The 26,751-nt window shown below is 48.1% G+C and carries 28 protein-coding genes; 4 read left to right on the top strand and 24 right to left on the bottom strand.

Going from position 1 to position 26,751, the window contains the following annotated elements:
• Nucleotides 1–72: 72 nt before the first annotated feature.
• Nucleotides 73–921, top strand: coding sequence for an ion transporter (locus QUE64_RS03520; RefSeq protein ID WP_286225940.1), 849 nt, complete (start codon nt 73–75; stop codon nt 919–921).
• A 9-nt stretch (nt 922–930) separates the two neighbouring features.
• On the opposite strand, the gene ppc is transcribed toward QUE64_RS03520, so the two are convergent.
• The 6 genes from ppc to QUE64_RS03490 form a co-directional block, all read right to left on the bottom strand.
• On the bottom strand, nt 931–3,741 hold the full coding sequence (gene ppc / locus QUE64_RS03515; protein WP_286225939.1) for a phosphoenolpyruvate carboxylase: 2,811 nt from the start codon (nt 3,739–3,741) through the stop codon (nt 931–933).
• 4 nt (nt 3,742–3,745) lie between these two features.
• Nucleotides 3,746–4,771, bottom strand: coding sequence for a type I glyceraldehyde-3-phosphate dehydrogenase (gene gap / locus QUE64_RS03510; protein WP_286224438.1), 1,026 nt, complete (start codon nt 4,769–4,771; stop codon nt 3,746–3,748).
• Nucleotides 4,772–4,801: 30 nt separating this feature from the next.
• Nucleotides 4,802–5,866 carry a class II fructose-bisphosphate aldolase gene (gene fba / locus QUE64_RS03505; RefSeq protein WP_286225938.1) on the bottom strand — a complete coding sequence of 355 codons (1,065 nt, stop codon included), beginning with the start codon at nt 5,864–5,866 and terminating at the stop codon, nt 4,802–4,804.
• Between the two features lie 8 nt (nt 5,867–5,874).
• On the bottom strand, nt 5,875–7,869 hold the full coding sequence (tkt, locus tag QUE64_RS03500) for a transketolase (RefSeq protein WP_286225937.1): 1,995 nt from the start codon (nt 7,867–7,869) through the stop codon (nt 5,875–5,877).
• Between the two features lie 20 nt (nt 7,870–7,889).
• On the bottom strand, nt 7,890–8,897 hold the full coding sequence (locus QUE64_RS03495; RefSeq protein WP_286225936.1) for a class 1 fructose-bisphosphatase: 1,008 nt from the start codon (nt 8,895–8,897) through the stop codon (nt 7,890–7,892).
• 80 nt (nt 8,898–8,977) lie between these two features.
• Complete coding sequence (locus QUE64_RS03490; protein WP_286225935.1) at nt 8,978–9,445, bottom strand: tetratricopeptide repeat protein; 468 nt, start codon at nt 9,443–9,445, stop codon at nt 8,978–8,980.
• 82 nt (nt 9,446–9,527) lie between these two features.
• Between QUE64_RS03490 and QUE64_RS03485 the strand changes: the two genes are divergently transcribed.
• Nucleotides 9,528–9,722, top strand: coding sequence for a hypothetical protein (locus QUE64_RS03485; RefSeq protein WP_286224433.1), 195 nt, complete (start codon nt 9,528–9,530; stop codon nt 9,720–9,722).
• 105 nt (nt 9,723–9,827) lie between these two features.
• Here QUE64_RS03485 and QUE64_RS03480 read toward each other — a convergent pair whose 3' ends face one another.
• The 9 genes from QUE64_RS03480 to QUE64_RS03440 form a co-directional block, all read right to left on the bottom strand.
• Nucleotides 9,828–11,267: a PucC family protein gene (locus QUE64_RS03480; RefSeq protein WP_286225934.1), complete on the bottom strand. Its 1,440-nt coding sequence runs from the start codon at nt 11,265–11,267 to the stop codon at nt 9,828–9,830.
• Between the two features lie 104 nt (nt 11,268–11,371).
• Nucleotides 11,372–11,584 (bottom strand): light-harvesting protein, encoded by a 213-nt coding sequence (locus QUE64_RS03475; RefSeq protein ID WP_108508171.1) that lies wholly within the window; start codon nt 11,582–11,584, stop codon nt 11,372–11,374.
• Nucleotides 11,585–11,594: 10 nt separating this feature from the next.
• Nucleotides 11,595–11,747 (bottom strand): light-harvesting antenna LH1, beta subunit, encoded by a 153-nt coding sequence (gene pufB / locus QUE64_RS03470; RefSeq protein WP_108508170.1) that lies wholly within the window; start codon nt 11,745–11,747, stop codon nt 11,595–11,597.
• Between the two features lie 267 nt (nt 11,748–12,014).
• Complete coding sequence (locus tag QUE64_RS03465; RefSeq protein ID WP_286225933.1) at nt 12,015–12,413, bottom strand: VOC family protein; 399 nt, start codon at nt 12,411–12,413, stop codon at nt 12,015–12,017.
• 34 nt (nt 12,414–12,447) lie between these two features.
• A complete protein-coding gene (locus tag QUE64_RS03460) occupies nt 12,448–13,641 on the bottom strand; it encodes a BaiN/RdsA family NAD(P)/FAD-dependent oxidoreductase (protein ID WP_286225931.1) in 1,194 nt (397 codons plus the stop codon).
• A complete protein-coding gene (locus QUE64_RS03455; RefSeq protein ID WP_286225929.1) occupies nt 13,638–15,023 on the bottom strand; it encodes a TAXI family TRAP transporter solute-binding subunit in 1,386 nt (461 codons plus the stop codon). The genes QUE64_RS03460 and QUE64_RS03455 overlap by 4 nt, the downstream gene beginning before the upstream one ends.
• A 10-nt stretch (nt 15,024–15,033) precedes the next feature.
• Nucleotides 15,034–15,222, bottom strand: coding sequence for a YgaP family membrane protein (locus QUE64_RS03450; RefSeq protein ID WP_286226157.1), 189 nt, complete (start codon nt 15,220–15,222; stop codon nt 15,034–15,036).
• A gap of 26 nt (nt 15,223–15,248) precedes the next feature.
• A complete protein-coding gene (locus QUE64_RS03445; protein WP_286224425.1) occupies nt 15,249–15,548 on the bottom strand; it encodes an ArsR/SmtB family transcription factor in 300 nt (99 codons plus the stop codon).
• Nucleotides 15,549–15,565: 17 nt separating this feature from the next.
• Nucleotides 15,566–16,429, bottom strand: coding sequence for an MBL fold metallo-hydrolase (locus QUE64_RS03440; RefSeq protein ID WP_286225928.1), 864 nt, complete (start codon nt 16,427–16,429; stop codon nt 15,566–15,568).
• A 90-nt stretch (nt 16,430–16,519) separates the two neighbouring features.
• On the opposite strand from QUE64_RS03440, the gene QUE64_RS03435 reads away from it, so the two are divergent.
• Nucleotides 16,520–17,341 carry a sulfite exporter TauE/SafE family protein gene (locus tag QUE64_RS03435; RefSeq protein WP_286225927.1) on the top strand — a complete coding sequence of 274 codons (822 nt, stop codon included), beginning with the start codon at nt 16,520–16,522 and terminating at the stop codon, nt 17,339–17,341.
• On the opposite strand, the gene QUE64_RS03430 is transcribed toward QUE64_RS03435, so the two are convergent.
• Entirely contained in the window at nt 17,338–18,060 is a 723-nt protein-coding gene (locus tag QUE64_RS03430) for a sulfite exporter TauE/SafE family protein (RefSeq protein ID WP_286225925.1), read from the bottom strand. The two genes, QUE64_RS03435 and QUE64_RS03430, sit on opposite strands and share 4 nt — an antisense overlap.
• Before the next feature lie 50 nt (nt 18,061–18,110).
• On the opposite strand from QUE64_RS03430, the gene QUE64_RS03425 reads away from it, so the two are divergent.
• Entirely contained in the window at nt 18,111–18,875 is a 765-nt protein-coding gene (locus QUE64_RS03425) for a cyclic nucleotide-binding domain-containing protein (protein ID WP_286225924.1), read from the top strand.
• 249 nt (nt 18,876–19,124) lie between these two features.
• Here QUE64_RS03425 and QUE64_RS03420 read toward each other — a convergent pair whose 3' ends face one another.
• The 8 genes from QUE64_RS03420 to QUE64_RS03385 all read right to left on the bottom strand — a co-directional run bounded on the left by QUE64_RS03420 (nt 19,125) and on the right by QUE64_RS03385 (nt 26,694).
• The gene (locus QUE64_RS03420) at nt 19,125–19,313 is read right to left on the bottom strand and encodes a hypothetical protein (protein ID WP_286224420.1); all 189 of its coding nucleotides are present in this window, start codon (nt 19,311–19,313) and stop codon (nt 19,125–19,127) included.
• A 12-nt stretch (nt 19,314–19,325) separates the two neighbouring features.
• A complete protein-coding gene (ccoG, locus tag QUE64_RS03415; protein WP_286225923.1) occupies nt 19,326–20,786 on the bottom strand; it encodes a cytochrome c oxidase accessory protein CcoG in 1,461 nt (486 codons plus the stop codon).
• A gap of 4 nt (nt 20,787–20,790) precedes the next feature.
• Nucleotides 20,791–21,714, bottom strand: coding sequence for a cytochrome-c oxidase, cbb3-type subunit III (gene ccoP, locus QUE64_RS03410; protein ID WP_286225921.1), 924 nt, complete (start codon nt 21,712–21,714; stop codon nt 20,791–20,793).
• Complete coding sequence (locus QUE64_RS03405) at nt 21,711–21,878, bottom strand: cbb3-type cytochrome oxidase subunit 3 (protein ID WP_286225920.1); 168 nt, start codon at nt 21,876–21,878, stop codon at nt 21,711–21,713. The genes ccoP and QUE64_RS03405 overlap by 4 nt, the downstream gene beginning before the upstream one ends.
• A gap of 11 nt (nt 21,879–21,889) precedes the next feature.
• On the bottom strand, nt 21,890–22,534 hold the full coding sequence (ccoO, locus tag QUE64_RS03400; protein WP_286224416.1) for a cytochrome-c oxidase, cbb3-type subunit II: 645 nt from the start codon (nt 22,532–22,534) through the stop codon (nt 21,890–21,892).
• Nucleotides 22,535–22,546: 12 nt separating this feature from the next.
• On the bottom strand, nt 22,547–23,992 hold the full coding sequence (gene ccoN, locus QUE64_RS03395) for a cytochrome-c oxidase, cbb3-type subunit I (RefSeq protein ID WP_286224415.1): 1,446 nt from the start codon (nt 23,990–23,992) through the stop codon (nt 22,547–22,549).
• Nucleotides 23,993–24,073: 81 nt separating this feature from the next.
• A complete protein-coding gene (gene ccoS / locus QUE64_RS03390; RefSeq protein ID WP_108508150.1) occupies nt 24,074–24,244 on the bottom strand; it encodes a cbb3-type cytochrome oxidase assembly protein CcoS in 171 nt (56 codons plus the stop codon).
• 14 nt (nt 24,245–24,258) lie between these two features.
• Nucleotides 24,259–26,694: a heavy metal translocating P-type ATPase gene (locus QUE64_RS03385; protein ID WP_286225919.1), complete on the bottom strand. Its 2,436-nt coding sequence runs from the start codon at nt 26,692–26,694 to the stop codon at nt 24,259–24,261.
• Nucleotides 26,695–26,751 lie beyond the last annotated feature (57 nt).

Below are 26,751 nucleotides of genomic sequence, written 5' to 3'. Positions count from 1 at the left end.
TTCGTATTTAGGCTAAATTAATGATTACTTGGTAAACCGTTATTCTAATTGTTTTGAACACCCAAGGCCGATATGACCGCCAAGCCTCAGATCCATGAAGAACAGACTCTGAAAGAGACCTTGTATCGGGTTATTTTTGAGTCCGATACCCGCGCTGGCCGACTCTTTGACCGGATTTTGATCTTTGTCATTCTGGTCTCGATTTTGGTGGTAGTGCTTGATAGTGTGCAGAGCATATCAGCCAAGTTTCACTCGATCCTCTTTGCCTTGGAGTGGTTTTTTACCTTCATTTTCACCGTTGAATACCTTGCGCGCCTCTACTGTGCTCCCGATCGACGCAAATATGCGCTGAGCTTTTTTGGAATCATTGATCTCATCGCATTTTTACCAACCTACCTAGCGCTATTCTTCCCGGAGTTGCATTCACTGATTGATGTTCGGGTTCTACGTCTTTTACGCATATTCCGGATCTTCAAGCTCACGAGTTTCTTGGTCGAGTACAACCATCTAGCAAATGCCCTAGCCGCTAGTCGACGCAAAATTATGGTGTTTTTGTCGGTCGTGCTAATGGTCGTGATGGTAATGGGCACACTCATGTATGTGGTTGAGGGTCCACAAAATGGATTCACCAGTATTCCAATTAGTATTTATTGGGCCATTACGACCATGACAACCGTTGGTTTTGGTGACATCACCCCACAAACGGATTTGGGTAAATTGATTGCATCAACCATGATGCTGATGGGCTGGGGCACCTTAGCAGTTCCCACTGGAATTGTCACGAGTGAAATGGCGCTACGGCGCCATCGACCAGATCTAGATCCGCGCACCTGTCCAAACTGCTTAGCCGATGATCTCAATGCCACCGATAAATACTGTCGCGAATGCGGTGTTGAGCTTCCTGCCGATCACCATAAGTGATTGACGGATTTATCCCGTATTTCGTAAGCCCGATGCAATGCCATTGATGGATAAGTGGATGCCCCGCTTAACCCGCTCATCGCTTTGCCCAGCACGATAGCGTCTGACTAGCTCAACCTGAATGTGGTGCAAAGGGTCGATGTAAGGAAAGCGATGGCGTATGGACCGGGCTAAGATTGGGTTATTGGCAAGGCGTTGCTTCTCCCCCGTGATTTGCACAAGTGCATCAATGGTCTTATCCCACTCCTCGCACATGGCCGCAAAGATCTTTTTGCGTAAGCGCGAATCGGTAACCAGCTCACTGTAAAGAGCAGCCAAATCAAGATCTGCTTTGGATAAAGCCATATCCATATTCGATAAGAGGGTTCGAAAGAATGGCCACTGACGATACATCCGCTTTAATAGAGCCAAGTTCGTAGCGCGCTCTTTTGGCTTGGCGTCATGCAATAACTCGTAAATGGCAGATCCAAAACCAAACCAACCGGGGAGCGTTAGACGGCATTGGCCCCAACTAAATCCCCATGGAATGGCTCGAAGATCCTCAATACGCTGAGTCGCTTTTCGGGATGCGGGTCGTGAACCAATATTGAGCTCGGCGATCTCACGAATCGGCGTAGCTTGGAAAAAGTATTCGGCGAAGCCCTCGGTCTCATAGATTAAACGGCGGTAGGCCCGCATACTGGATTCTGAAATCTGGGCAGCCGTTTTAAGGAACAAGGGTGTTGCGGGCTTGGTTGGTTGCAGGAGAGTAGCCTCAAGAGTAGCCGCAATTAATGCCTCTAAATTTTGTCGACCAATCGCTGGGTTGGCGTATTTCGAACCAATCACCTCCCCCTGCTCCGTCAAGCGAATTTGACCTCGAACAGTCCCTGGTGGCTGCGCCAGAATGGCTTCATAACTAGGGCCACCACCACGCCCTACTGTTCCACCGCGCCCATGAAATAAGCGCAGCTGAATATTGTGACTATTGGCTAAGCGCTCAAAGAGCTCCACCAGGGCAATCTCAGCACAATACAGCTCCCAGTTGCTGGTGAAGATCCCGCCATCTTTATTACTATCGGAATAGCCCAACATAATGTCTTGCTCGGCACCCGACCGTTTCACTAAATTGGCAATACCTGGCAAGGCATAGAAGTCACGCATGATGGGTGCTGCATTGCGAAGATCTTCAATGGTTTCAAATAAGGGTACGGTGATGAGATCAATCCGCGCCTTAGAATCTAAGGTACCGCGCATCAGACCAAGTTCCTTTTGCAGTAGCATCACCTCTAGCAAATCGCTGACGGTCTCGGTATGACTAATGATGTAGTGGCGGATCGCATCTGCACCAAAACGCTCACGTAGACGTTTAGCAAGGGCAAAAATGGCAAGCTCACTCATCGTGTGTGGGGAATACTCTGCGCCAACCACCTGCAGTGGCCGTGCTTCATTGAGTAAGCGGATTAATAATGCCTGCTTAGCAGCCTCATCTAAAGCTCGGTAGTTGTCCTCAATCTTGGCGACAGACAGCAACTCTTGCAATACCTCTTCATGCTGGTCTGAGCTCTGGCGCAAGTCCACGGTCGCCAAGTGAAAACCAAATACTTCAACAGCACGGATGAGCGCCCTTAAACGCTGATTAATGAGTGCCTCCGCAGAATGGGAGCGCAAGGATCCTTCAATCACTTGCAAGTCGTCCAAGAATTCTCTTGCGCTTTGATAGGGATTTTGGGGTGGCACGGCGTGTCGCGCTGCATCGCCCCCGGTTAAGTCTTTGAGTGTGGCAGCGAGTCGCGAGTAAATACCGGTTAAGGCTCGGCGGTAGGGCTCATCCATGCGATGCTCATTCTCATCGGGGGAGCGATTCGCTAAGGCTTGCATGGCCTTTGGAAAGCCCACCAAGAATGCCGACAGAGAGAGCTCCGTGCCCAGATAATGCACTTCGGTTAAGTAATGACGCAATATCATCTCGGCCTGCCGTTTTAGGGCATATTCCAAGGTTTGGGCACTAACATTAGGGTTGCCGTCCCGATCGCCGCCGGTCCATTGACCCATTCGTAAAAAGGAAGCGATATGCGGTTGCCCAAGACGGTCCTCTAGTTCAGCGTAGAGCTTGGGGATCTCCCGTAAAAAAGTAGCCTCGTAGTAACTCAAGGCATTTTCAATTTCGTCAGCAACCTTTAGTTTGGTATAGCGTAACAAACGGGTTTGCCATAACTGAATCACGCGTGCCTTGATTTGTAATTCATTGTCGGCAAGCTCACGCTCACATAACCGATCTTTTTTGAGTTGATATGCTTTTGCTCGATCTTTAATCTGATCACGATTTAGCAATAATTGCGCAATGCTACGCTCCGCGTCCAAAATACTTTTGCGTTGCACCTCAGTTGGGTGCGCGGTCAGTACGGGTGATAAATAACTATCAGTAAGGGTTTTAACAATGGTTGCTTTACTAATACCTGCCGCATGAATTCGCTCTAAAGCTAAATCAATACTACCGGGCTGTTGACTAGCAATACGCTCTTGGGCGGCTTGACGTCGCAATTGATGGCGATCCTCCGCCAAATTTGCCAAATGACTAAAGTAGGTAAAGGCTCGAATAACCTTGACTGCATCATCGGCACTCAATCCCTTTAAAAGCTTCTTAAGCTCTTTGTTAGCATTTTCATCACCATGGCGATGAAACCGGACCGATAAGACCCGAATCTGCTCAATCAAATTGAATATTGCAACGCCCTCTTGTTCCCGAATCACATCCCCTAAAATGCGCCCAAGTAGACGAATATCGTCAACCAAGGCCGAGTCGGGGTCTTGTTTTCGAGTAGAGGGTCTACTGGCCAATGCCTTACACCGCCATCAGCGCTTCTGCCGCATTGAGCATTTGCACAGAGTAGCCCCATTCGTTGTCGTACCACGCCAAGACCTTGACCAACTTGCCATCGCTCGAGACCCGCGTTTGTGAAGCATCATAAATACTGGGTCGGGGATCATGATTAAAGTCGATGGATACCAGAGGTAAGGTATTAAACCCCAAAATGCCTTTGAGCTCATGCTCACTCGCAGCCTTCAGTATTTGATGAACTTCATCCACCGAGGTGGGACGCTTGGCAATAAAGGTGAGGTCAACGACCGAGACATTAATGGTAGGTACGCGCATCGCAAAACCGTCAAAGCGCCCTGCAAGCTCTGGCAGCACTAAACCAACCGCTTTTGCAGCACCGGTTTTGGTGGGAATCATACTGCTCACAGCTGAGCGTGCCCGACGCTTATCCTTGTGATACACATCAGTGAGTACTTGATCATTCGTAAACGCATGAATCGTGGTCATGAGGCCAGACTCAATCCCAATCTTCTCAAGTAAGGGCTTGACTAGTGGTGCCAAGCAATTGGTGGTGCAGCTTGCATTAGATACCACGACATCGGTGGGTTTTAAGACCTTCTCATTGACGCCATATACGATTGTGGCATCGACATCCTTTTCACCGGGGGCCGAGATTAATACCTTCTTGGCTCCCTGCTGAATATGGACCATCGCTTTTTCTTTGGAGGTGAACTTACCAGAACACTCGAGTACCAAATCAACGCCCTCTTTGCCCCATGGAGTTTCAAGGGGATTGCGGGTTGAGTACATCCGAATCCGATCGCCATTGACCACCATGTAATCACCGTCAACGCTTACTGTTCCCGGAAAACGACCGTGGGCGGAGTCATATTGGGTGAGATGTGCGTTGATATCAATATCGCCCATCGCATTAATGGCGACGATTTGGATATCACGTTTTTTATTCTGCAACATCGCCTCTTCGTAGAGAGCGCGCAATACCATCCGGCCAATCCGGCCATATCCATTAATTGCAACTCGGATCGTCATGTTTTCCTCTTTATTCCTTTTGCTCAATCATTACTGCACAACAGCTTTTAACTCTCCCTTGGCGTAGCGCGCTGCCATCTTTTCCAAGGGAATCACTTTAATCTTGCTCGCTTGGCCAGCGCACCCAAAGGATTTGAAGCGCGCCTCGCAAATTCCCTTAGCGGCTGCTGTAGCAACCTTGAGAAAAGCGCGAGGATCAAATTCTTCTGGGTGTTCTGAGAAAAACTTGCGGATTGCTCCAGTCATGGCCAAACGAATATCGGTGTCGATATTAATTTTGCGCACGCCGTGCTTAATTCCTTCAACGATCTCTTCTACTGGCACACCATAGGTCTCTTTAATAGTGCCGCCATGTTCACGAATAATCGCCAACCACTCTTGCGGCACGCTCGATGATCCATGCATCACTAAATGCGTATTCGGAATCCGCTGATTGATGGCCTTAATACGGTCGATTGCCAAAATATCGCCAGTGGGTGGTCTGGTGAACTTATACGCACCATGACTGGTGCCAATCGCAATGGCTAGGGCATCCACTTGCGTCTTGGCAACAAACTCGGCTGCCTCGTCTGGATCAGTGAGTAGCTGAGAATGATCGAGTACGCCCTCTGCCCCACTGCCATCCTCATCACCCGCTTGTCCAGTTTCTAATGAACCTAAGCAACCCAACTCGCCTTCCACTGAGACGCCCACGGCATGTGCCATATCGACCACTCGGCGGGTCACATCCACGTTATAGGCAAAGTCAGCCGGGGTCTTGGCGTCTTCTTTTAGTGAGCCATCCATCATCACACTAGAAAAGCCGCTACGGATCGATGCCTGGCAGACTGCCGGGGAGGCACCGTGATCCTGATGCATGCAAATTGGAATATGAGGGTACTGCTCAACCGCTGCGAGTACTAGCATCCGCAGGAATGGCTCACCAGCATATTTACGCGCGCCTGCTGAAGCCTGCAAAATCACAGGGCTATCGACCTGATCAGCGGCCTGCATGATGGCATGGATCTGCTCCATGTTATTGACATTGAATGCTGGCAGTCCGTAATGATGCTCAGCCGCGTGATCTAAAAGCTGTCTTAATGAAATTAATGCCATTTTTTCCTCTAGGACAAAACAAGTTCAACAATACGGTCAACGGTAACACCTAAGGCTTGATAAACCGCTGGTGCAGGCGCCGATTCTCCGAACCGATTAATGCCAATCACAGCGCCATCTAAACCAACGTATTTCCACCATAGATCGCCCTGCCCAGCTTCAATCGCGATCCGGCGAACGCCCTTGAGTAAGACCGCGTCTTGCCACTCGCGAGACTGACGATCAAAGGCTGAGGTGCATGGCATGGATACCACGCGTACCGACTTACCTTTGGTACGTAAGAGTGCTTGGGCTTGTATCGCTAGACTTACCTCGGAGCCGGTTGCGATCAGAACTGCCTCAGGATTAGGAGAGTCTGATAAGACATAAGCACCCTTTAATACCTGGGTTTCCGTGATCGCCTGGGTAAGCTGGGGTAAATTTTGGCGAGATAAAAAGAGTGCGCTGGGTCCATCGGTACGCTCAATCGCTGCAGTCCAAGCGACGGCAGTTTCAAATCCGTCGCAAGGGCGCCAGAGGTCGAGGTTTGGGATCAATCGCAAGCTGGCTGCATGTTCAATCGGTTGGTGGGTTGGCCCATCCTCACCCAGACCAATCGAGTCGTGCGTGAGCACATAAATGACACGCTGGTGCATCAGAGCACTCATACGCATGGCATTACGGGCGTAATCCGAGAACACTGCGAAGGTGCCGCCATAAGGAATGAAGCCTTTATGCAAGGCAATGCCATTCATGATGGCACTCATACCGAATTCACGCACGCCATAGGATAGGTAGTTTGCTACTTGTTCAGGCTTTTGATGCCAGGTGATGCTGGCTTTCACAGCAGTTAAGTTGGAACCGGTGAGATCAGCAGAACCACCTAATAGCTCAGGTAGAGCTGGGACCAAAACCTCCAAAACCTGTTGCGATGACTTGCGACTCGCTGTCGGCGCTTCGATCGCTTTCATGCTCGTAAAGAGTTGGGACTTGGTATTGGCCCAACCCTCAGGGAATTTTTCATCAATACGACGCAGTAACTCTTTGGCGAGCTCAGGGTACTCACGTTGATAGTTGGCAAACGCCGCATCCCAAGCAGCCTGTTTGGCCTTACCTGCCACGATCGCACTCCATGCATCTTTAATCGATGCCGGAATTACAAACGGTGCGTGGGTCCACCCAAGTGCTTGACGGGTTGCTTGGGCTTCTTTCTCACCCAAAGGTGCGCCGTGCACATCATGGGTGCCCGCCATATTTGGAGCTCCCCAACCAATCGTGGTCTTGCAAATAATCAAGCTTGGGCGCTTGGATTCATTCTTTGCTTTCTGAATGGCTTGTGAGATTGCATTGCTATCGTGACCATCAATGGGACCAATTACATTCCAGCCATAGGCCTCAAAACGCTTGGCAGTATCGTCCCGAAACCAACCGTCGACATGCCCGTCAATTGAGATGCCGTTGTCGTCATAAAAGCAAATGAGTTTATTTAAGCCCCAGACGCCTGCCAGTGAGCAGGCCTCATGGCTCACGCCCTCCATGAGGCAACCATCTCCCAAGAAGGTATAAGTGTGGTGATGAATGATGGAGTGGCCGGGGCGGTTAAAGCGCTTTGCAAGAAGTGATTCTGCTAAGGCCATGCCCACCGCATTCGCAAGCCCCTGACCAAGGGGGCCAGTAGTGGTTTCGACTCCGGGCGTAATACCAACTTCGGGGTGTCCGGCGGTGATGCTATGCAACTGTCGGAACTTCTGAATATCGTCAATGCTGACGGCATAGCCGGTGAGATGCAATAAAGCATAGATCAGCATTGATCCATGGCCATTGGAAAGGACAAATCGATCCCGATTAATCCATGCTGGATCGGCAGGATTATGGTGGAGATGATCGCGCCATAAGACCTCAGCAATGTCGGCCATGCCCATCGGTGCGCCAGGATGACCCGACTTCGATTTTTCAACGGCATCGATGGCCAAAAAGCGAATGGCGTTGGCCAGTTCGCGACGATTAAGTGATGTTGTACTCATATCCATGCTTGTTATTAGTGTTACGCACGATCATGTTCGCGGTGATAGTCCTCAATACGCTCTACTTCATTTTTAGATCCCAAAATGACGGGGATTCGTTGATGAATACTCTCCGGTTGAACATCCAAGATACGTTGACGTCCAGTGGAACCCAAGCCGCCGGCCTGCTCCACCACAAATGTCATCGGGTTCGCTTCATACATCAGACGCAAGCGCCCTGGTTTACTCGGATCCTTTGTGTCTTTGGGATACATAAAGACTCCACCGCGCATCAAGATTCGGTGAACATCCGCCACCATACTCGCAATCCAACGCATATTAAAGTCACGTCCTCGCACACTGGTTTTACCTTGCTTGCATTCGCTGATATAGCGACTCACAGGCGGCTCCCAGAAGCGCTCATTGCTGGCGTTGATGGCAAATTCACTGGTATCGGCAGGGACTTGAATCCCTGGGTGCGTCAATATGAATTCGCCAGATGCTGCATCAAAAGTAAAGCCATGTGTACCGTGCCCCAAACTAAAGACCAACATGGTTGCCGGTCCATAGATTGCATACCCTGCTGCAATCTGCTGGCGACCCGTTCGCAGGTAATCGCCCACTGTCAGCGTGGCGTTCGGGGTTGCAGATAATATTGAAAAGATGGTTCCGACCGAGACGTTAACGTCAATATTCGATGAACCATCAAGTGGATCAAATAAGCATAGGAAGGATCCACCCTTGGGATTACTCAGTGGCTCATCATTCTCTTCAGATGCAATTCCAGCCACGAGATTGCCGGATCGAAAGGTCTGAATCAAAATCTCATCGGAGAGAACGTCTAATTTCTTTTGGGTCTCGCCCTGAACATTTTGACTCTCTAAACTGCCCAATACGCCAGCAAGCGCTCCTTGGGAGGTTAATAAAGCGATTTCTTGAACAGCTTTGGCAATTTCTAATACAAGCGAACCAAGATCAGGGTGGAGTGATGGGTGCTGAGCCGATTGCTGGCTTAAATACTCTGAAAGCGTGGTTCTCCCTGCTGGCATGGTGGCGGGTCTTTAAACTCATTAATCAAAACTCTATTTTCTCAGATATTGAGACCCGGGCCCCGATTTTTAGCTGAGGCCTACTTTATGCCTTTTTGAGCCCTGTACTTAGCAATTTCATCTTTTAGCTCGCGATACTCCTCGCACGGCAAGAAGCAGGCCTTATTGAGTCGGGCAAGCATCTGTTCGGCTCCAGCTAAATCATTTTTCATTAAAAATAACTCACCGTAGTACTCCAGGGCGCCACGATGTTTTGGATCAATCTTCAGGGCCGCCTGATAGTAACGCTCCGCAGCAGCTAAATCCGGCGGGGTCTTTTTGCGTTGCGCATAACCGAGCAAATTGTTCCAATCCGCCGAGTTGGGCTGATTGGCTGCCAGTAATGTTTTGATGGCAGCATCGTATTGATTCGCCTTAATCTCTTTTTGGGCTTCCGCTTGCCAAGATGGGGCGGACTCACTTGGTCCGGTATCAGCAGCGAATGCTCCTAATCCAAAGACGATCGAGAAAATTGAAAATAGGGAAATAGCAAACCGTTTGATCGCCATGATGAACTCTCCGATTGAAAAGTCATTATGATCCAAGCCCATCAAAATTGCTGAGCAGAATTTCCCGGCTAAGATGGTGCCTATGAAGAAGCTTCGCAACTACCTCTTTTTGATCCCTTACCTGATTGCAGTGGGTATCGGCCTGAAATTTGGCTACGATTTTGGTATGCAAATTAGTGGTCCGATCATGGCCGTGACTACCGCCCTTCTGGGAGCGGTATTTTGCTCGATCATCGTAGAATCGTTTTTGGGTAAAAAACGCAAAGGCGATTCCTAAGTAATACTTACTTGCGGCGATTCATATTCCGAATGGTGACCATGGCGCCAATCGCAACAATCAAAATTGCAACAACGTAACCTGCTTCCATCGCTTTCTCCTTGATTAAGAACTACGACCCATGCCGCCTGAACTCGTTTGCAAGGGTTGCGGCATTCCCCGTTGCCTCATTAATGGGGCCATCGCAACAATCGTTACTATTAAAAGCGCGATCTCAATGGCATACACAGCAATGTATCCCGTGCTTGGGTCAACGAGAGTAGCACCAAAGTAACCGTTCATCGCAAAGTAATTAACAAGATCACGAATTACTCCGCCAAGGGCCATTGCAATCCCTGCCCCCGTGGCCTGCACAGCACCCCAGGCACCTAGAGCCAATCCGCGTTGCTCCGGCGGCGCAAGATTCATGGTGGCTGTTAATGTGCCATGACCAAATAAGCCGCCTCCAAACCCAATCAGGAAGACCCCGAAGCTAAATAATGATGCAGAGGCTAAAGGGGCCGCAAGAATAACCGCCACAAAAGCGGGTAAGCCAAGTAGCGCGCCCATACTAGCCATCCGAAATGGATCTGCCCCTCGACTGAGCACACGCGATGCCAGTCCAAACCCGATTAAGCCTCCCATTGCTAAGGTTGCAGTCAAGAACGTCGTTGAACTAACGCTGAGTTTCAGAATCTCGCCACCATAGGGCTCTAACAGAACGTCCTCCATAGTGAACGCCATGGTTCCCAAACCAACCGCGGTTAAACGACGAATCGCATGATCGCCTTTACAAAAGAGTTCCCAGGATTGCTTAAACGTTGGCTGATCGGGATTCTTGAAGCGTCGATTTCGATCGCGGGTCTCCTGCTTCCACAGGGCAATTACATTCAAAATCATCGTGGTGATTGCGCAGCCTTGAATCACCTGAATCAGACGACCCGGTGAAAAATCCTCTAAGACTGCTGCAAATACAAAAGCGCTCACAATCATTCCGAGGAGCAACATCACATACATGAGTCCAACCACTTTGGGTTGCGATTCTTGTGGCGCTAAGTCGGTCGCCAACGCCAATCCAACGGTCTGGGTAATGTGAATCCCAGCACCCACTAACAAGAATGCCAGCGCAGCAGAGGCCTGTCCAATCCAAGCTGGGGCATCTGCCGACTGACCGCCGCCAGATAGAACCAGTAAGGCAAATGGCATGATGGCAAGACCACCAAACTGCACAAGTGTTCCCATCCAAATATAGGGAACGCGTCGCCACCCTAGCTCAGAGCGATGGGTGTCAGAACGAAAACCAATCAAAGCACGAAATGGTGCAAACACTAGTGGCAAAGAAACCATCATCGCCACTAAAGAGGCGGGTACCCCAAGCTCAACGATCATCACGCGATTGAGTGTGCCAATCAATAAGACCAAGGCCATGCCAACCGAAACTTGAAATAAGGAGAGTCGCAGAAGTCGCGAGAGGGGCAAATCGGGGGTTGCGGCGTCTGCAAATGGCAGAAACTTAGGACCGAGGCTGGTCCAGGATTGCACTAGTTTCTCGCTCAAGCGTTTCATGTATAGCTATCTCACCATCAGGATCAACCGGCGTCAAGACCCACTATCAAAATGCAAAAAGTCCGAGGCCCGCCGACCTCGGACTAGTGAAAAATTAAAGTACTTTACTTCTTCACTGCAGGTGCTGCAGGTGCTGCTGCTGCCGATGCTGAAGCGCTAGCTACTTTATCAGCATTGCCATTCAAAAATGCTTTAACCCACGTTGTATTGTTGAGGATCATTGTATGAACAGCAAACGAACCAACTGCGCAGGCACCCAAGAATAATGGGATCCCGACGGATGGTTTTACGACACACCACATTTTTCCGTAAATCATTTTTTTCTCCTTATTTCAGCCAAGGCGAATAAATGTACGCAAGCAAATGGGCAAGAGCTGCGATCATGCCAAAAAACTGCGTGCCTTGAATCAGATTACGGTGTAACTCTTCAGATTCAGCCTCCGTTAAGCCGGTGGGCCATACCTTGTTTGGGTCTGACATAGTTTTCTCCCTTTGAAAGACACCCTACTTCTCGTGCTCCACCCGCACGCGGGTTTTATGACACCCTCTGCCACAAAATCTTAATAACCTACTTTTCTTAAGTGTAATTCTAAATTTACATATATCTTTGTCAATAAAAATATACATATTTGGGTGTCAATATGCCTTTATATGGGAATAACGATAAAAATACCCTTTAAAATCAATTAGTTAATAAAATAGAAAAAAGCCCCGATTTGGGGCTTTTGAGGGTCGTACAGGTGAAATCTAGATGTATTCGGCGACTTCAACCAGGTTTCCATCTGGATCCCTGAAATAGACCGACCGAATCGGCCCCAAAGCTCCCCGGCGCTGTACCGGACCTGTATCGATGGTTACGCCAACCTTTTGTAGGTGAGCAATGAAGTCATCCAGTGGAACTTTGGAGATCAAGCAAAAATCGCCAGCCCCAATCGTTGGCGCTTTTGCCTTGGTCGGGGTTTCGGTATTTTTATCTTGCAGATTGATCTTGTATTGCCCAAACAACAAGGCATACCGTGGCTGTCCTTCGGGTCCTTTAAAGAACTCTCGCTCAAAACCGAGTGCCTTTTCATAAAACTGCGTAGTTTTCTCAATATCAGTCACCGTCAGTACGAGGTGATCGACACGATCAATTAGTAAGCCCATCAACACTCCCCATGTAATTTATTGAAATTGAATTCTAGCCAGCCAGTGCATTTGCACAAACAAACGCCGACGACCAAGCCCACTGGAAATTATGCCCTCCAAGATGTCCGGTGACATCCACACACTCGCCGATGAAGTAGAGATTCTGATGTTGTTTAGCCATCATGGTCTTGCCATCCAATGCTTTGGTATCGACCCCGCCCAACATGACCTCCGCTTTTTTCCATCCCAGGGTACCTGCAGGCTTCATTTGGGCCTTCGTTAAATGGGTACGCAAGGCTTCTCGATCTTTCTTAGATACCTCCGCCCAATTACGTTTTGCGAGATTGAGCTGTTCGGTCAACAATTGTGCAACGCGTTGCGGCAATACCTCTGCGAGAGCGGCATCAACTGTTTTCTGGTGCGCCTCAGAAAAGATCGCATCAAAATCGGTCTTTCCTAGCCAATTGATGTGGATCGCTTCGCCCTCATGCCAATAGCTACTGGCTTGCAAAATAGCGGGTCCCGAGAGCCCTTTATGGGTTATCAAAAGATCTTCATCAAATCGATAGGTTCCGTAACCGTGGTTACGCTCTCCCGCCTGGACGCTAGCTTCCAAGCTGATCCCAGCCAAGCTGGTGAATACTGAAAACTCGTCTGAGGTGAATGCGAGTGGTACCAATGCAGGACGCACCGAAGTAGTTGGGATTTCAAACTGCTTGGCAATTCGCAGAGCAAAATCACTCGCGCCAATCGCTGGTACTGGCAATCCTCCGGTCGCAATAATTAAATGAGTAGCCTGTTTGATTCCATCTGTTGTTTCTAAAGTCCAGTTCGATTGCGATTTGATAATTTGGGTAACAGATACTGGATGTTGAATAGTGACACCACCCTTATGACACTCAGCCAACAGCATCTGAATAATGTCTTTTGCAGAATCATCACAGAATAGTTGGCCACGATGTTTCTCATGAAACGGAATGCGGTACTCACGCACGAGATTAATGAAGTCCTTTGATGAATACCGCGCCAGGGGGCTTTTTACAAAATGGGGATTGAGGGATAAAAAATGCTCAGGGGCTGAGTTCAGATTTGTGAAATTACACCGCCCGCCACCACTGATACGAATCTTCTCCCCCAATACTGGAGCATGATCCAGTACCAGAACTTTTTTACCACGCTGTCCAGCAATTCCAGCACAAAAGAGACCGGCGGCTCCGCCACCAATAATGATGACATCCCAAATCAAATGGAACTCTCGCGACCCAGAATTTGATGATCGCCCCGATTGAGCGCGTTGCGCACATAATCGATACTGCTTCTTAAAGTATAAAAATCACTTGCAGCGCTCTTGGGAACTTTTAATGCCAAGGCACGTCGCTCCATGTCCGCTAAGGTCTCCAAATACTCAGGCATCTTGCTGGGATCGTAGCTAATTAACAGATCGTTCTCAAAAAACTTTAGCTCGCCATAAATACGATTGAGTTTTGCTCGCACACGCCTTAGACGATAGCTAGGTAATGAAAGCACTACGGGGTAGGCAATCGCAAAGAATGGTAACAATGTAAAGAACATCCGATGGATAAACTCAGCCACCCAAAATGGTAAAAAATCCATTAAGACGGGTAAACCGCGCTGATGAAACTGTTGTGCAATGGGACTTTCCGGAAACTCCGAGTTCATAAGGGCTGGGAACTCGCCACGCTTGGCAAAAAATGATTCTTTACCATTGATCTCTTGGGCTGCCATCAGAAAGAGAAACTGAATCGCTGGGTGCATCCGATCATCAATTAATAAATTAGTGACCGTGGAAATCATTTTGGTATCACTGGGCGGGAAATTGCGCGCAATATTAAAAGCGCCCATGGGTACCTCAAGTTCTTCTAGGTAATGAATATTTTTGGTGTAAGCTGCGGCGCGAACAAAGTTGAGAATATTTATATTCGGATCATTTAACAGAGTTTGTACATTTTTTGCACGCAAGCCATCGACCATCACCACCATATCAATCTCACCCTTTTGTAAGGCGCTTACTGCCTGTTCGTTTTCTAAGGACAGGAAGGTTGGCATGCGTATCACTTGCCCGGCACCAAAGATTTTCGTTGCTTGAACATGGGTACCACTACCCTCGGGGCCAATGGCTACCCGAGCCTTTGCGAGTCGATCAAGATCTAGAGCACCATTTTTTAGAAATGGTCCTCTATAGAAGACCCAAATCGGCTCGTAGTCAACACTTCCAAGGGACTCAACACCAGGAACTTGTTTAGCATGCAAAGATCCACCTTGAACGAAAGCTGCTTGGACTGGGTCTTTGCGATCGGAAAGACGATTAATATTTTCTTGAGAACCTTCGGTGCGCACCAGCTCAATAGTCACGCCTTTTTTTGCAAAGAACTCCACATACTTCGCGGCTAATTGTTCATATGATCCCCCTTGAATACCGGAGGCCATGATGATATGGCGCGGTGGAGGTGGATTCCAGTAGGCAATGAGGCCAATTAAGATAGCGGCCAATAGAACAAGCAGAGGCCATGTTTCTTTAACGAAACTGACGAAATCTCGATACTGGTCTTGAGCGGTTTCAAGAAGCGCAACAACGGTATCTTTGAAGTCTTCCTTGAAACTGCCCATAATTAATTCGCTACTTTTTCTTGGCGGTATTCATCCCTAAGAGCGGATACGCTGGACAGAAACGAAAGATGCCGGTTGCCAATGGCACAACCCCGATCCATCCCCATGCTCCAATCACTCCACTCAAAGATAAAAGAATTAATAAACTTCCCGCAGAAATTCGCAGGACCCGATCTGTATGACCGACGTTACATTGCATCATAAACCTCCTTTTAAATCAATTGGTTATTTACAGTAATTTTGGTAAAGCAAGTTCATCACTGACATCGCCACAGGATTGGCGCCGGAATAATAAATCTGCTTACCCTCGCGACGGGTTTTCACCAGCTTTTTCTTACGCAATACCGTTAGTTGTTGTGAGAGGGTTGGCTGATGAATATCCAAGGAATCTTCCAACTCGCCCACGCATTTTTCCCCTTGGTTAATTTCGCACAACAACATCATTCGATCTCGATTTCCCAAAACCTTCATTAAGTCAACTGCTTTATCAGCCGATTGGCGCATTTTCTTTAAATTGATATTCATAGCCACTCAGTCGCCAATTAGAGAACATTGAAGGGGATTTTGAGATAAGTCTTGCCATTCGTCTCAGCAGGCGGTGGATGACCGGCACGAATATTGACCTGAATCGAAGGCAAGATCAAAACTGGCATCTCCAAGGTCTTGTCACGCTGATTACGCATTTCCACAAACTGAGCTTCTGTGACCCCCTGATGCACATGAATATTTTTCCGCTTCTCTTCACCCACGGTAGTTTCATAGGCAATCGGACGACCGGTGGGGGGATAGTCATGACACATGAATAAACGCGTGTCATCTGGGTAGGACAAAATCTTTTGCATCGACTGGTAAAGCGTATTAGCGTTGCCACCCGGGAAATCACAACGTGCAGTCCCAACATCGGGCATGAAGATCGTATCGCCAACAAAAATGGCGTCGCCAATCACGTAAGCCATGCATGCTGGTGTATGTCCGGGAACAAATAAGGGGTGGATGGTTAAGTTACCCGCATGCAAATCCTGGCCCTCTTCGATCAAGTAATCAAATTGGGAGCCATTGGTTAGAAAGTCACTCTCAAGATTGAATATTCCTTTAAATACTTTTTGCACATCCTGAATATGCGAGCCAATGGCGATCTTTCCCCCAAGATGCTTTTGAATATAAGGTGCAGCACTCAGGTGATCTGCGTGCGCATGGGTCTCCAAAATCCAATCGACTGTAAGGCCCTGCTCTTTGACAAAAGCAATCACCTCATCTGCAGACTTGGTCTTGGTACGACCCGATTTAGGGTCATAGTTGAGGACTGTATCAATCACCACACACGGCGTGTTGGGTTTTTCATAAACGACGTAGGTAAAGGTCCATGTTCCTTGATCAAAAAAGGCTTTGACGATTGGCTTTTGCATGCTTTACTCCTTATTCAAGGTGAATTACAATATATATAAATATATAATATATTATGATTTAACTAATAGCAAGTCATTGATACTATCTTGATGGATTTAATCGGTCTTTTACAACCTCACCTTATTCCTGCGGGGCTTGGCATATTCGTTGGCCTCATCATGGCGCTAACGGGTGCCGGCGGCGGCATCTTATCGGTTCCTTTGCTGGTCTTTACGCTCCATTTACCCATGGTGGAGGCGAGCCCCATTGGGCTACTTGCAGTCACTGTATCTTCTGCGCTAGGCGCCATCATGGCTTTACGAACTGGGTTATTACGTTACCGCGCTGCCATACTGTTGGCCTTTGCAGGCTTGCTACTATCACCCGCAGGACTTTGGTTGGCACACCAGATTCCCAATCAACCCTTAATGCTGATTTTTTCTTTGGTCCTCCTCTACGTTGCAATCCGAATTTTTGTAGAGGCCTACCAACAATCAAAGGGGGTATATAAAGAGCCCAAAGCAGTACCCTGCTCGCTCGACTTATCGATCGGTCGCTTAATTTGGACCGTCCCTTGCGCACGCGCCCTGATTGGCTCTGGCGCCTTAGCTGGATTTTTATCAGGGCTTTTAGGCGTTGGGGGCGGCTTTGTGATTGTCCCCGCACTTAAACGGATTAGTGATCTACCCATGCAGTCAATCGTTGCCACCTCTTTGGGTGTTCTGTCTCTGATTTCACTGGGAGGTGTTGCGGGCTCGGGGCTGGCTGGGACTATGAACTGGTTGGTGGCCATACCGTTCGCAATCGGTGCCATTCTTGGAATGATGGCTGGTCGCCTAATTGCTCCTAGAATCAGTAGCCAATGGACTCATCTCATTTTTGCTGGATTCTCAGGACTCGTTGCAATTGGTTTGGCAATCAAAGCACTCTAGGTCAAACAAAAGCCACCCTTTAATAACTCTGCTGGCACGGTCATGCCACGATAAAAACCATATACAGCAGTTGCTATCAATAAGAGTGCGGCAAGGTATCGTACCCAGACCTTCTGTCCGAACTGCATCAAGGCACCGCTGACCTTGGTAAAAACTAATAGGCTAGGCAAGGTACCCAATCCCATTGCCAGCATCAGTAATGCGCCCACAATTGGATCGCCCGACAAAAATGCGAGGGCCAGGACCCCATAAACCAAACTACACGGCACTAATCCCCAAAGCATTCCCGTGATCCAACGCGCCAGTCCTGTGCGAGATTTTGCAAAGTGTTTTGCCCACCATTGCGATAAGGCTTGTGCAATTTTTTGCCCAAAAAGATGGGTGATTTTCTTACCACTTGGATGAATCAAGCGATAGGCTTGATAGAGGAGAATCCCTGCAGTAATTCCAAATAAAGCTCGTTGAATTGGAATCACCTCCTGCTGCCAAAAAGCAACCCCCAGCCAGGCAGCTCCCGCCCCCAAAGTTATGTAACTGGCAATCCTCGCCAAATGAACCACTATTTGATCCCAAACGACTCTTGACCGATTGGGGTAAACCTTAATTTTTGCCACCGATTGATCAATCGAAGCTGCAATCCCCCCACACATCAAGGCACAATGCCAACTACTGGCCATTGTTGCTAGGAGAATTCCGATAAATAATGTGCTACTGAGCATGGGGCGTGAAATAGAACTTTTTTGGACTCTCGACTAGAATATGCATCATCATGAATATTTCTTCCAGTAAAGAAATTCTGAATAAATGCTCTACTTGTGTCTTGGGGCAATTTTGCCTGCCGCTTGGTCTTTCTGCCAATGAGGTAAGCCAGGTTGATACTCTCGTCAAAGATCGAGTCCATCTCCACAAAGGCGATACCCTGTACCGACACGGCGAGCCGCTCAATTCCATATACAGCGTTCGTTTTGGTACCCTAAAAACAGAGCACTCATTACCGGATGGTCGCGCACAAATCATCGGTTTTCATATGCCTGGTGAGATTTTGGGTTTAGACGGCATTGGCGAGCACCAATACCAAGCTAATGCGATTGCACTCGAGGAGAGCGAGGTTTGCATCATTCGCTTCTCCGAATTTGAAAACTTAGCATCACAAATTCCCAGTTTGCAGCATCAATTCCATCGCATCTTAAGTCGTGAACTAACTCAGGATCAACGTCATTTATTGTCATTGGGAACTCTCAGAGCCGAAGAACGACTCGCAGGTTTTTTAATTAACTTATCCCAACGATATGCCGCTCGCGGATATGAATTTACTGAATTTGATTTAAAGATGAGTCGTGAGGACATTGGCAGCTATCTTGGAATTCAGATTGAGACGGTAAGTCGGATGTTGTCACGATTTACAGAGTCAGGCTTATTACAAATTAAGCAACGCCACGTTAAATTGATTGACATTGAAGGGCTCTATCAACTCGCTGGAGTTCCGAACGTGAATGAGAAAACCAACTGCTCATCACCTATACGACTCAGTTAAGCAGGTCATCTTCCACTGACTTCGAGTTTAAGAAGCAGTCGCGTACGATAAATAATGAGATGGCGCTTGAAATCGCGCAAATCGTCCAAAAGGCAAAAAAACCAATTGAGTATATTGCCTCGTTCGATAAATAATGGGGTTGCCCAAACAGGAGCAAGTCTTCGGGCCTAAATAAACTGAATACCAAACCTTCAGCAATAATGGCTGCTAAAAAGGAAGGCCAAAGAATCCAAATGGCTGTCTTGAGTTTCACGGTTGCACCTGCTCGACCTTCAGACCCCGCTTAATACCATCTCGCACGGGTTCATCGGCATGCACAGTAAATGCCAAATAAATGGTAATAGCGCAACCAATCGCTGCCAAGGCTGGGCCCAGAATTAATAACCAAGGCCAGAGCTGTTTCCACCATGGTTTTGAAATTTGTGATTCTGCTTTCATAATGAACTCCCTTTATTGGCGTGGCACGATAAAGCTTGATTTTTCATCACGCAAGCGAATCTGTTCGCCCTCTTGACCACGAAACTGGAACTGGATCGGATGCGATCCGGATAGCACTTCATTGATCGCCACGCTTGCCTTCACCGGAATCAATAAATTACTAGCTGGCGCAATCACTACGCTATGAAGGACCTTGCCGCTAGCGTCCAATACTGCAATATCTGGCAAACCGGTTGCTTTGATATCGACCTGCATTGGCGACTCGGAAGAGTTCATCAGTTGGACCCGATAGACATTCTCAATATAGCGACCATCCACTTCGCGAGCCAAAGCACCGCGATCACGCATTACATCGACTCGCAAGGGATTTCGTGTGAAGAGCGAAAACAAGAAGACCGAGGTTAATACCAAAATAATTGAGGTGTAAATCAAGATGCGCGGGCGAAATAAATGGCTACGCGCCAATTGATTCGACTCTCGATTGAGCATGGCTCGCTCAGTGGTATAGCGCACTAATCCCTTGGGATAGTTCATCTTGTCCATCACTTGATTGCAAGCATCGATGCAGGCCCCACAGCCAATACACATGTATTGCAAACCGTCACGAATATCAATCCCTGTGGGGCATACCTGCACACAGATACTGCAATCGACGCAATCCCCTAAGCCCTTTTGGACTTGGTTTTCTGATTTATTGCGACTACCGCGAGGCTCGCCGCGCATCTTGTCATAGGTCACCACAAAGGTGTCTTTGTCGACCATCACACTTTGAAAACGGGCATACGGGCACATATATTTACAAACCTGCTCGCGCATAAAGCCTGCGTTGCCCCATGTTGCAAAACTATAAAAGAGCAACCAAAAGGTTTGCCATGGCCCCAAAGAAAAAGCCAAGATATTAGCGCTTAGTTCTTTAATGGGAGTGAAATATCCAATAAAAGTAAATCCAGTCCACAGAGCGATTGCAATCCATAAGGCATGCTTAGTAATCTTCAGTCGCCACTTTTTAAAACTCCAAGGCCACTCTTCTCCATCCAAGCGAATGCGAGAAAAACGATCGCCCTCCACTTTGCGCTCTATCCACATGAAAATTTCGGTATAGACCGTTTGTGGACAAGCGTAGCCACAAAATAAACGGCCTGCGACTGCAGTAAATAGAAAAAGACTAAGCGCCGACAAAATCAGGAGAAGCGTAAGATAGATCACATCCTGCGGCCACAACACCAAGCCAAAGATGTAAAACTTACGCTGCACTAAATCAAATAAAACAGCTTGACGGTCGTTCCAACTGAGCCATGGCAGTCCGTAGTACAACAACTGGGTCAGCACCACAAATACGATGCGCCAACTTGCAAAAGGTCCGCTAACCGAGCGCGGATAAATATGTTTACGAACTTCGTAAAGCGACTGCTCCACGATCTCGATCACAGGCTTGCTGTGGCCAGCAGTCTGTGTCGATGAAGTTTGATTCATGGCTTTACTTCTTTGTGCTCATTGGCTGATGCGACAAACCCCAAACGTAAGCCGTCAGAATCTGAATCTTTTCTGGGGTTAGGATTGCGTCATGACCCGGCATGACACCATTACGACCTTTTTGCACTGTTTCGGTAATCGCCTTCTCGGAACTGCCGTAGAGCCAAACTTTATCGGTTAAGTTAGGTGCGCCCAGAACAATATTTCCTTTTCCGTCTGCTCCATGACAAGCCGCGCAGTTGGTTTTATAAACAGCTTCACCCTGAGCAACACGAAGATCATCGGCGGGTAAGTTGGAGAGGCTACGAATATAAGCCACCACCTCGCCAATTTGGGCAGAGCTTAGGTGGCCAAAGGCGGGCATAACACCTGCCCGTCCCTGCACAATCGATGCCCGAATCATCTCTGGTTCGCCACCATATAAATAATCTTTGTCATGCAGATTAGGAAATCCCTTAGATCCTCCAGCATCTGATCCATGACATTGTGCGCAATAGTTCAAAAATAAGCGCTGTCCCATTTCTTTGGCTTTAGGATCAGTCGCAACCTGCTCAATGCTCATTTGCATGTATTTCGCATAAACCGGTTGCAGATCTTTATTTGCGGTCTGTACGGATTGATCATGCTCCGCTTGAGTGCTATATCCCAAGATACCTTGATAGGTACCTAAACCAGGGTAAAGAACCAGATAAATACCTCCGAAGATGCACGAGATAATGAACATCCACATCCACCAACGTGGCAGCGGATTGTTCAATTCACGCAAGTCATCATCCCAAACATGGCCCGTATCGGTTACATTGCCCGAAGAATCGGTTGGTACTTTGGTTTTACGTTGCGACATCAATAGCCACAAGCACCAAATAATGCCGACGATCGTTACGATCGCAATAAAAATACTCCAACCGGGACTAAAAAAATCACTCATGATTGATCCTTCTGAAACTCATCCGGAAGTGCAAATGGTAAATTTGCTGACTCCTCATTGGCAGCCTCGCGATGCGTAGACCAAGCCCACCAAACAATTCCTAAAAACACAAATAAGCCAAAGGTGCTCGATATTGCCGATAGATAAGCGGTAAATGCTTGCATGCTGATCTCCTTTATTGGCTGGCAGTTTTAGTAGTGGCGCGACGATTAATGCCCAGGCCCTGTAAATAGGCAACTAAGGCATCCTCTTCCGTTTTGCCTTCAAGCTCTTTGGGGGCATTCGCAATTTCTTCATCGGTATATGGAACCCCTAAACGCTTTAATGCATGCATGTGTTTTTGAATACTCGATACATCCGCTGGCGCATTTTGCAAATACGGGTAAGCCGGCATATTGGATTCCGGGACGACATCACGAGGATTGCGTAAATGGATACGTTGCCAGTCATCTGAATAGCGTCCACCTACACGAGCAAGATCAGGACCAGTTCGTTTACTTCCCCATAAGAATGGGTGATCAAAGACAGACTCTCCAGCAACTGAATACGGACCATACCGCTCGGTCTCTGAACGTAATGTACGAATCTGCTGTGAGTGACAGCCAACACAACCCTCGCGCTGGTAAATATCACGTCCAGCCAATTGCAATGCTGTAAACGGCTTGATTCCAGGGCTTGGCTCGGTGGTTGAGTGCTGGAAAAAGAGCGGCACAATCTGTACCAAGCCAGCCACACTCACAACCAAAATAGTCGTGATGATGAGCCAACCGACGTTCTTTTCGAGAGTAGCGTGAGAGAAAAATTTATTTTGATCTGACATTTTTCCTCCCAATTAATGAGCAACTTGAACATTTGATGGGATCGGTGCATCCACAAAACGCTCGCCATACAAGGTCTTGAATACGTTGTACGCCATCAAGAACATACCCCCCAAGTAGCAGATACCACCTAAGAGTCGAATCACATAGAAGGGATAACTGGCTTTCACCGACTCTACAAAGCTATAGGTCAATGTGCCATCGGCCTCAAAAGCTCTCCACATCAAGCCCTGCATCACTCCAGCAATCCACATTGCGGCGATATAAAGAACGACACCAATGGTGGCAATCCAGAAATGCAATTCAATGAGGCGGGTGCTATACATCTCCTTCTTACCTACCAAACGAGGAATGAGGTAGTACAAAGAGCCGATTGTGATCATGGCAACCCAGCCTAGAGCGCCAGAATGAACGTGGCCAATGGTCCAGTCGGTGTAGTGTGACAAGCCATTGACGGTCTTAATCGACATCATCGAACCCTCAAAAGTTGACATACCGTAGAACGACAGCGCCACGATTAGGAATTTCAGGATGGGGTCACTCCGTAGCTTGTACCAAGCTCCCGACAGGGTCATGATGCCGTTGATCATGCCGCCCCACGAAGGTGCCAACAGAATTAATGAGAACACCATCCCCAGCGATTGAGTCCAATCCGGTAATGATGTGTACTGCAGATGATGGGGTCCTGCCCACATATATGTGAAGTTAAGAGCCCAGAAATGCACAATCGATAAACGATAGGAATAAATTGGGCGATCGGCCTGCTTAGGAATGAAGTAATACATCATGCCTAAGAAGCTGGTAGTCAAGAAAAAGCCAACTGCATTATGACCATACCACCATTGAATCATGGCGTCTTGTGCACCAGAGTATGCCGAGTATGACTTCCATAGACTCGCTGGCATCTCAATATTGTTCACAATATGCAAAATAGCAATTGTCAGAATATAAGCACCAAAGAACCAGTTCGATACATAAATATGCTTGGTCTTGCGCTTCATGATGGTGCCAAAAAACACAATGGCATAAGCAACCCAAACAATCGTAATCAGAATATCGATGGGCCACTCTAATTCGGCATACTCTTTTGAGGTGGTAATGCCAAGCGGCAAAGTAATAGCGGCTGCCACAATCACGAGCTGCCAACCCCAGAAGGTAAATGCAGCCAGTTTGTCGCTAAAAAGGCGGACCTGACAGGTGCGCTGGACAATGTAATACGAGGTTGCAAATAAAGCACTGCCCCCAAAGGCAAAAATCACCGCATTGGTATGCAAGGGTCGTAAGCGACCGTAGCTTAACCACGGAATATTCATTGTGATTTCTGGCCAAATCAACTGGGCTGCCAGAACTACCCCCACAAACATCCCAACAATGCCCCATAACACCGTAACGATGGCAAATTGGCTGACAACCTTATAGTTAAAGTTCGCGTCTTGCGACCCACTGATGGCTAACGCCATACAACCTCCCTGAGCAAAATGACTGGGCTAAAAGCCTTGGGAAATTATCGAGTTAGCGTAATTTCGGTATTTTGATGTAGATCAAATATTAGGGGGGTCTTTACGCTGCGGGCTGTCATCATCTAGCAAGATCGACTCACCGGGGCCTTGCAGATCATCAAACTGACCGCCCTGAATCGACCAATACAGTAGGTAAGCAAGACCAGCCACTAGGAGCAGCGATAAGGGGATCAAAAGATACAAACTTTCCATGCAAGCAGTCTAATCTAGACCTTACGTAAACGCCATGCATTGAGGGTTACTAAAAGCGATGAAGATGCCATCCCAATCCCAGCAACCCAAGGATTAATCCAAGCCATCATCGCCACCGGAATAATCGTCACGTTGTATAGGAATGCCCATAGAAGGTTTTGGCGAATGATTCTTTGGGTGCGATGTGCCAAGGTAAATGCCTTCACCAAGGTCACAAAATTAGGGCTTACCAATACAGCATCCGCACCAGCCGCGGCTAAAGGGGCGCCACTTCCCATTGCGATGGATACATCGGCCTTTGCCAAGAACGGTGCATCATTCACCCCATCACCAATCGCACACACCTTGGCACCATTTGCCTGTAGATCACGAATAAACTCATATTTTTCTTCGGGGCTGGCACCACCACGATACTGCGTAATTCCGTGATGGCGTGCCCAGGCCTCGACAGTAGCCTGGGTATCACCCGACAATAAGTGAACTGCAATCCCATGAGCGCGTGCATATTGCAATAAAGCCTCAACACCCTCTCTGGGGCGATCTAAGAAGCTAAATTGGGCGATGAGTCCCTGATCATCGCTTAAGTAGACATGACTATAGAGTGCATCGAATGGAATCGCTGACCCCTGCACACCCACCCAGCTGGCCTTACCAAGACGGTAGTTACCATTGGATAGCCCTTTGCCTAAGTGGTTTTCACTTCGAGTCAAAAAACGCTGTGGCGCAAGCTCACGCTCTCGAAGTGCATCACCAAGCGCTAGACCCAAGGGATGATTTTGACCCTCCTCCATACCGACCGCTAGCGCTAATACATCTTGCTCACTCATACCATCTCGAAATACAGTGATGCTTTGTAAACGAGGCTCGCCGATCGTTAGAGTGCCAGTTTTATCCATCACCAAGGTATTTGCTTTACTCAAACCTTCAAGGGCGCGACCATGAATTACAAATAAACCAATCTTGGTTAGCGCACCCTGAGCAGCGGCCAGTGCTGTGGGTATCGCTAACGATAATGCGCATGGACAACTTGCCACTAACACACCGAGCATCACGGGCCATGCTCGACTAGGATCTACTAATAACCAGGTGGCACTACTGATGATCGCTGCAATGATGAGAAGAATCACAAATCGACCGGCCCACACTTCAGCCAATCCCAACATAGGTGGCTTTGCTTGAAGAGCACGATCCAATAGGATTGCAATGCCAGCCAAGCGAGTGGTTTGTCCCACCGCCGTAATTTCCAGCGCAATACTATTTTGAATATTATGCGTGCCAGCAAATAAGCGATCACCAGGAGACTTCTGTACTGGTCTTGATTCACCAGTTAATAATGCTTCACTCACACTGGTATATGAATCCATCAGTACGCCATCTGCCGGGATAATCTCACCAGGACCCACCCGAACTCGATCGCCGACAAGGCAACGCACAACGGGTATGCGCTCAACCGCAGTATTCTTTGGGTAATCAAGGTAGCGTTCACAGCTAGCCGGAAGCTGTTTAGCCAATGCCTCCGAGCCACTTTGAGCATCCTGCCTAGCAATCAATTCGATATAACGCGCCCCGAGGGTAAAGGCCACAAACATCGTGATCGAATCAAAATAACTCGATCCATCTCCTACTAATAAGTTGACAGTGCCTACAGTAAATGCCATCCCCAGTGCCAGGGCAATGGGTACATCCATGCCCAAAGATCGCGTTTGCGTAAATGAACGCACACTCCGCCATGCGGAGCCAAAGATTGGGGCGGCAGAATAGAGAACAACAGGGACGGTTAATAGCCAACTGGTCCAGTTGAGTAAAAGATTGTTTTCTGGAGATAGGTCAACCGAGTCGGTATAAATCGGCCAGGCATACATCATGACCTGCATCATGCCCAATAGAGCAACCCCCAAACGGAATAATAGATTTCTGCGCTCGCGCTTACTACGGAGAGCCAACTCTGAGGGCTCATAAGGCCAGGCTAGATACCCAATGCGCTGCACCTCATACAATATTTTTGGTAAGGTAATTTTCTGAGGATCAAAGCGCACAATGGCTTTTAGGGTGACGTAATTAATTTGGACATCATCAATACCTAAAACACGTTGCAGATGACGATCGCAAAGCCAAACACATGCCGCGCAACGGATTTTTTCGAGCGACAGAATCGACTCAGCTAAGCCGGAAGCCAGAATCTTCACAAAGCGCGCCTGCAGGGTCGGATCGTTATAGACTTCGAGCGCTTCAGGAAGTTCATTGCCATTGACTAAATAGTCGGGTCGCTCGCCAGCGGGTATTTGGCGCTGATAAAAACTTTCAAGCCCTTCCCCATAGATAGTTTGCGCAACTGCCATGCATCCAGCACAGCAAAATGGGCGCTGGATCCCACCTAAATCAGCATGCAAGGCATCTGCTGCCTTGGTATCACTACCGCAGTGGTAACACGGTGTCGATGAAATGGTCATGCGGACTTACAAAAACAAAGGGCTGCCAAGGCAGCCCTTTTATTGAGTTGATGGCAA

The organism is Polynucleobacter sp. HIN7 (assembly GCF_030297595.1).
In the GTDB taxonomy this organism is placed as follows: domain Bacteria; phylum Pseudomonadota; class Gammaproteobacteria; order Burkholderiales; family Burkholderiaceae; genus Polynucleobacter.
Note: the sequence above shows the minus strand (reverse complement) of the source record. Positions and strands in the feature narration are given on the sequence as shown.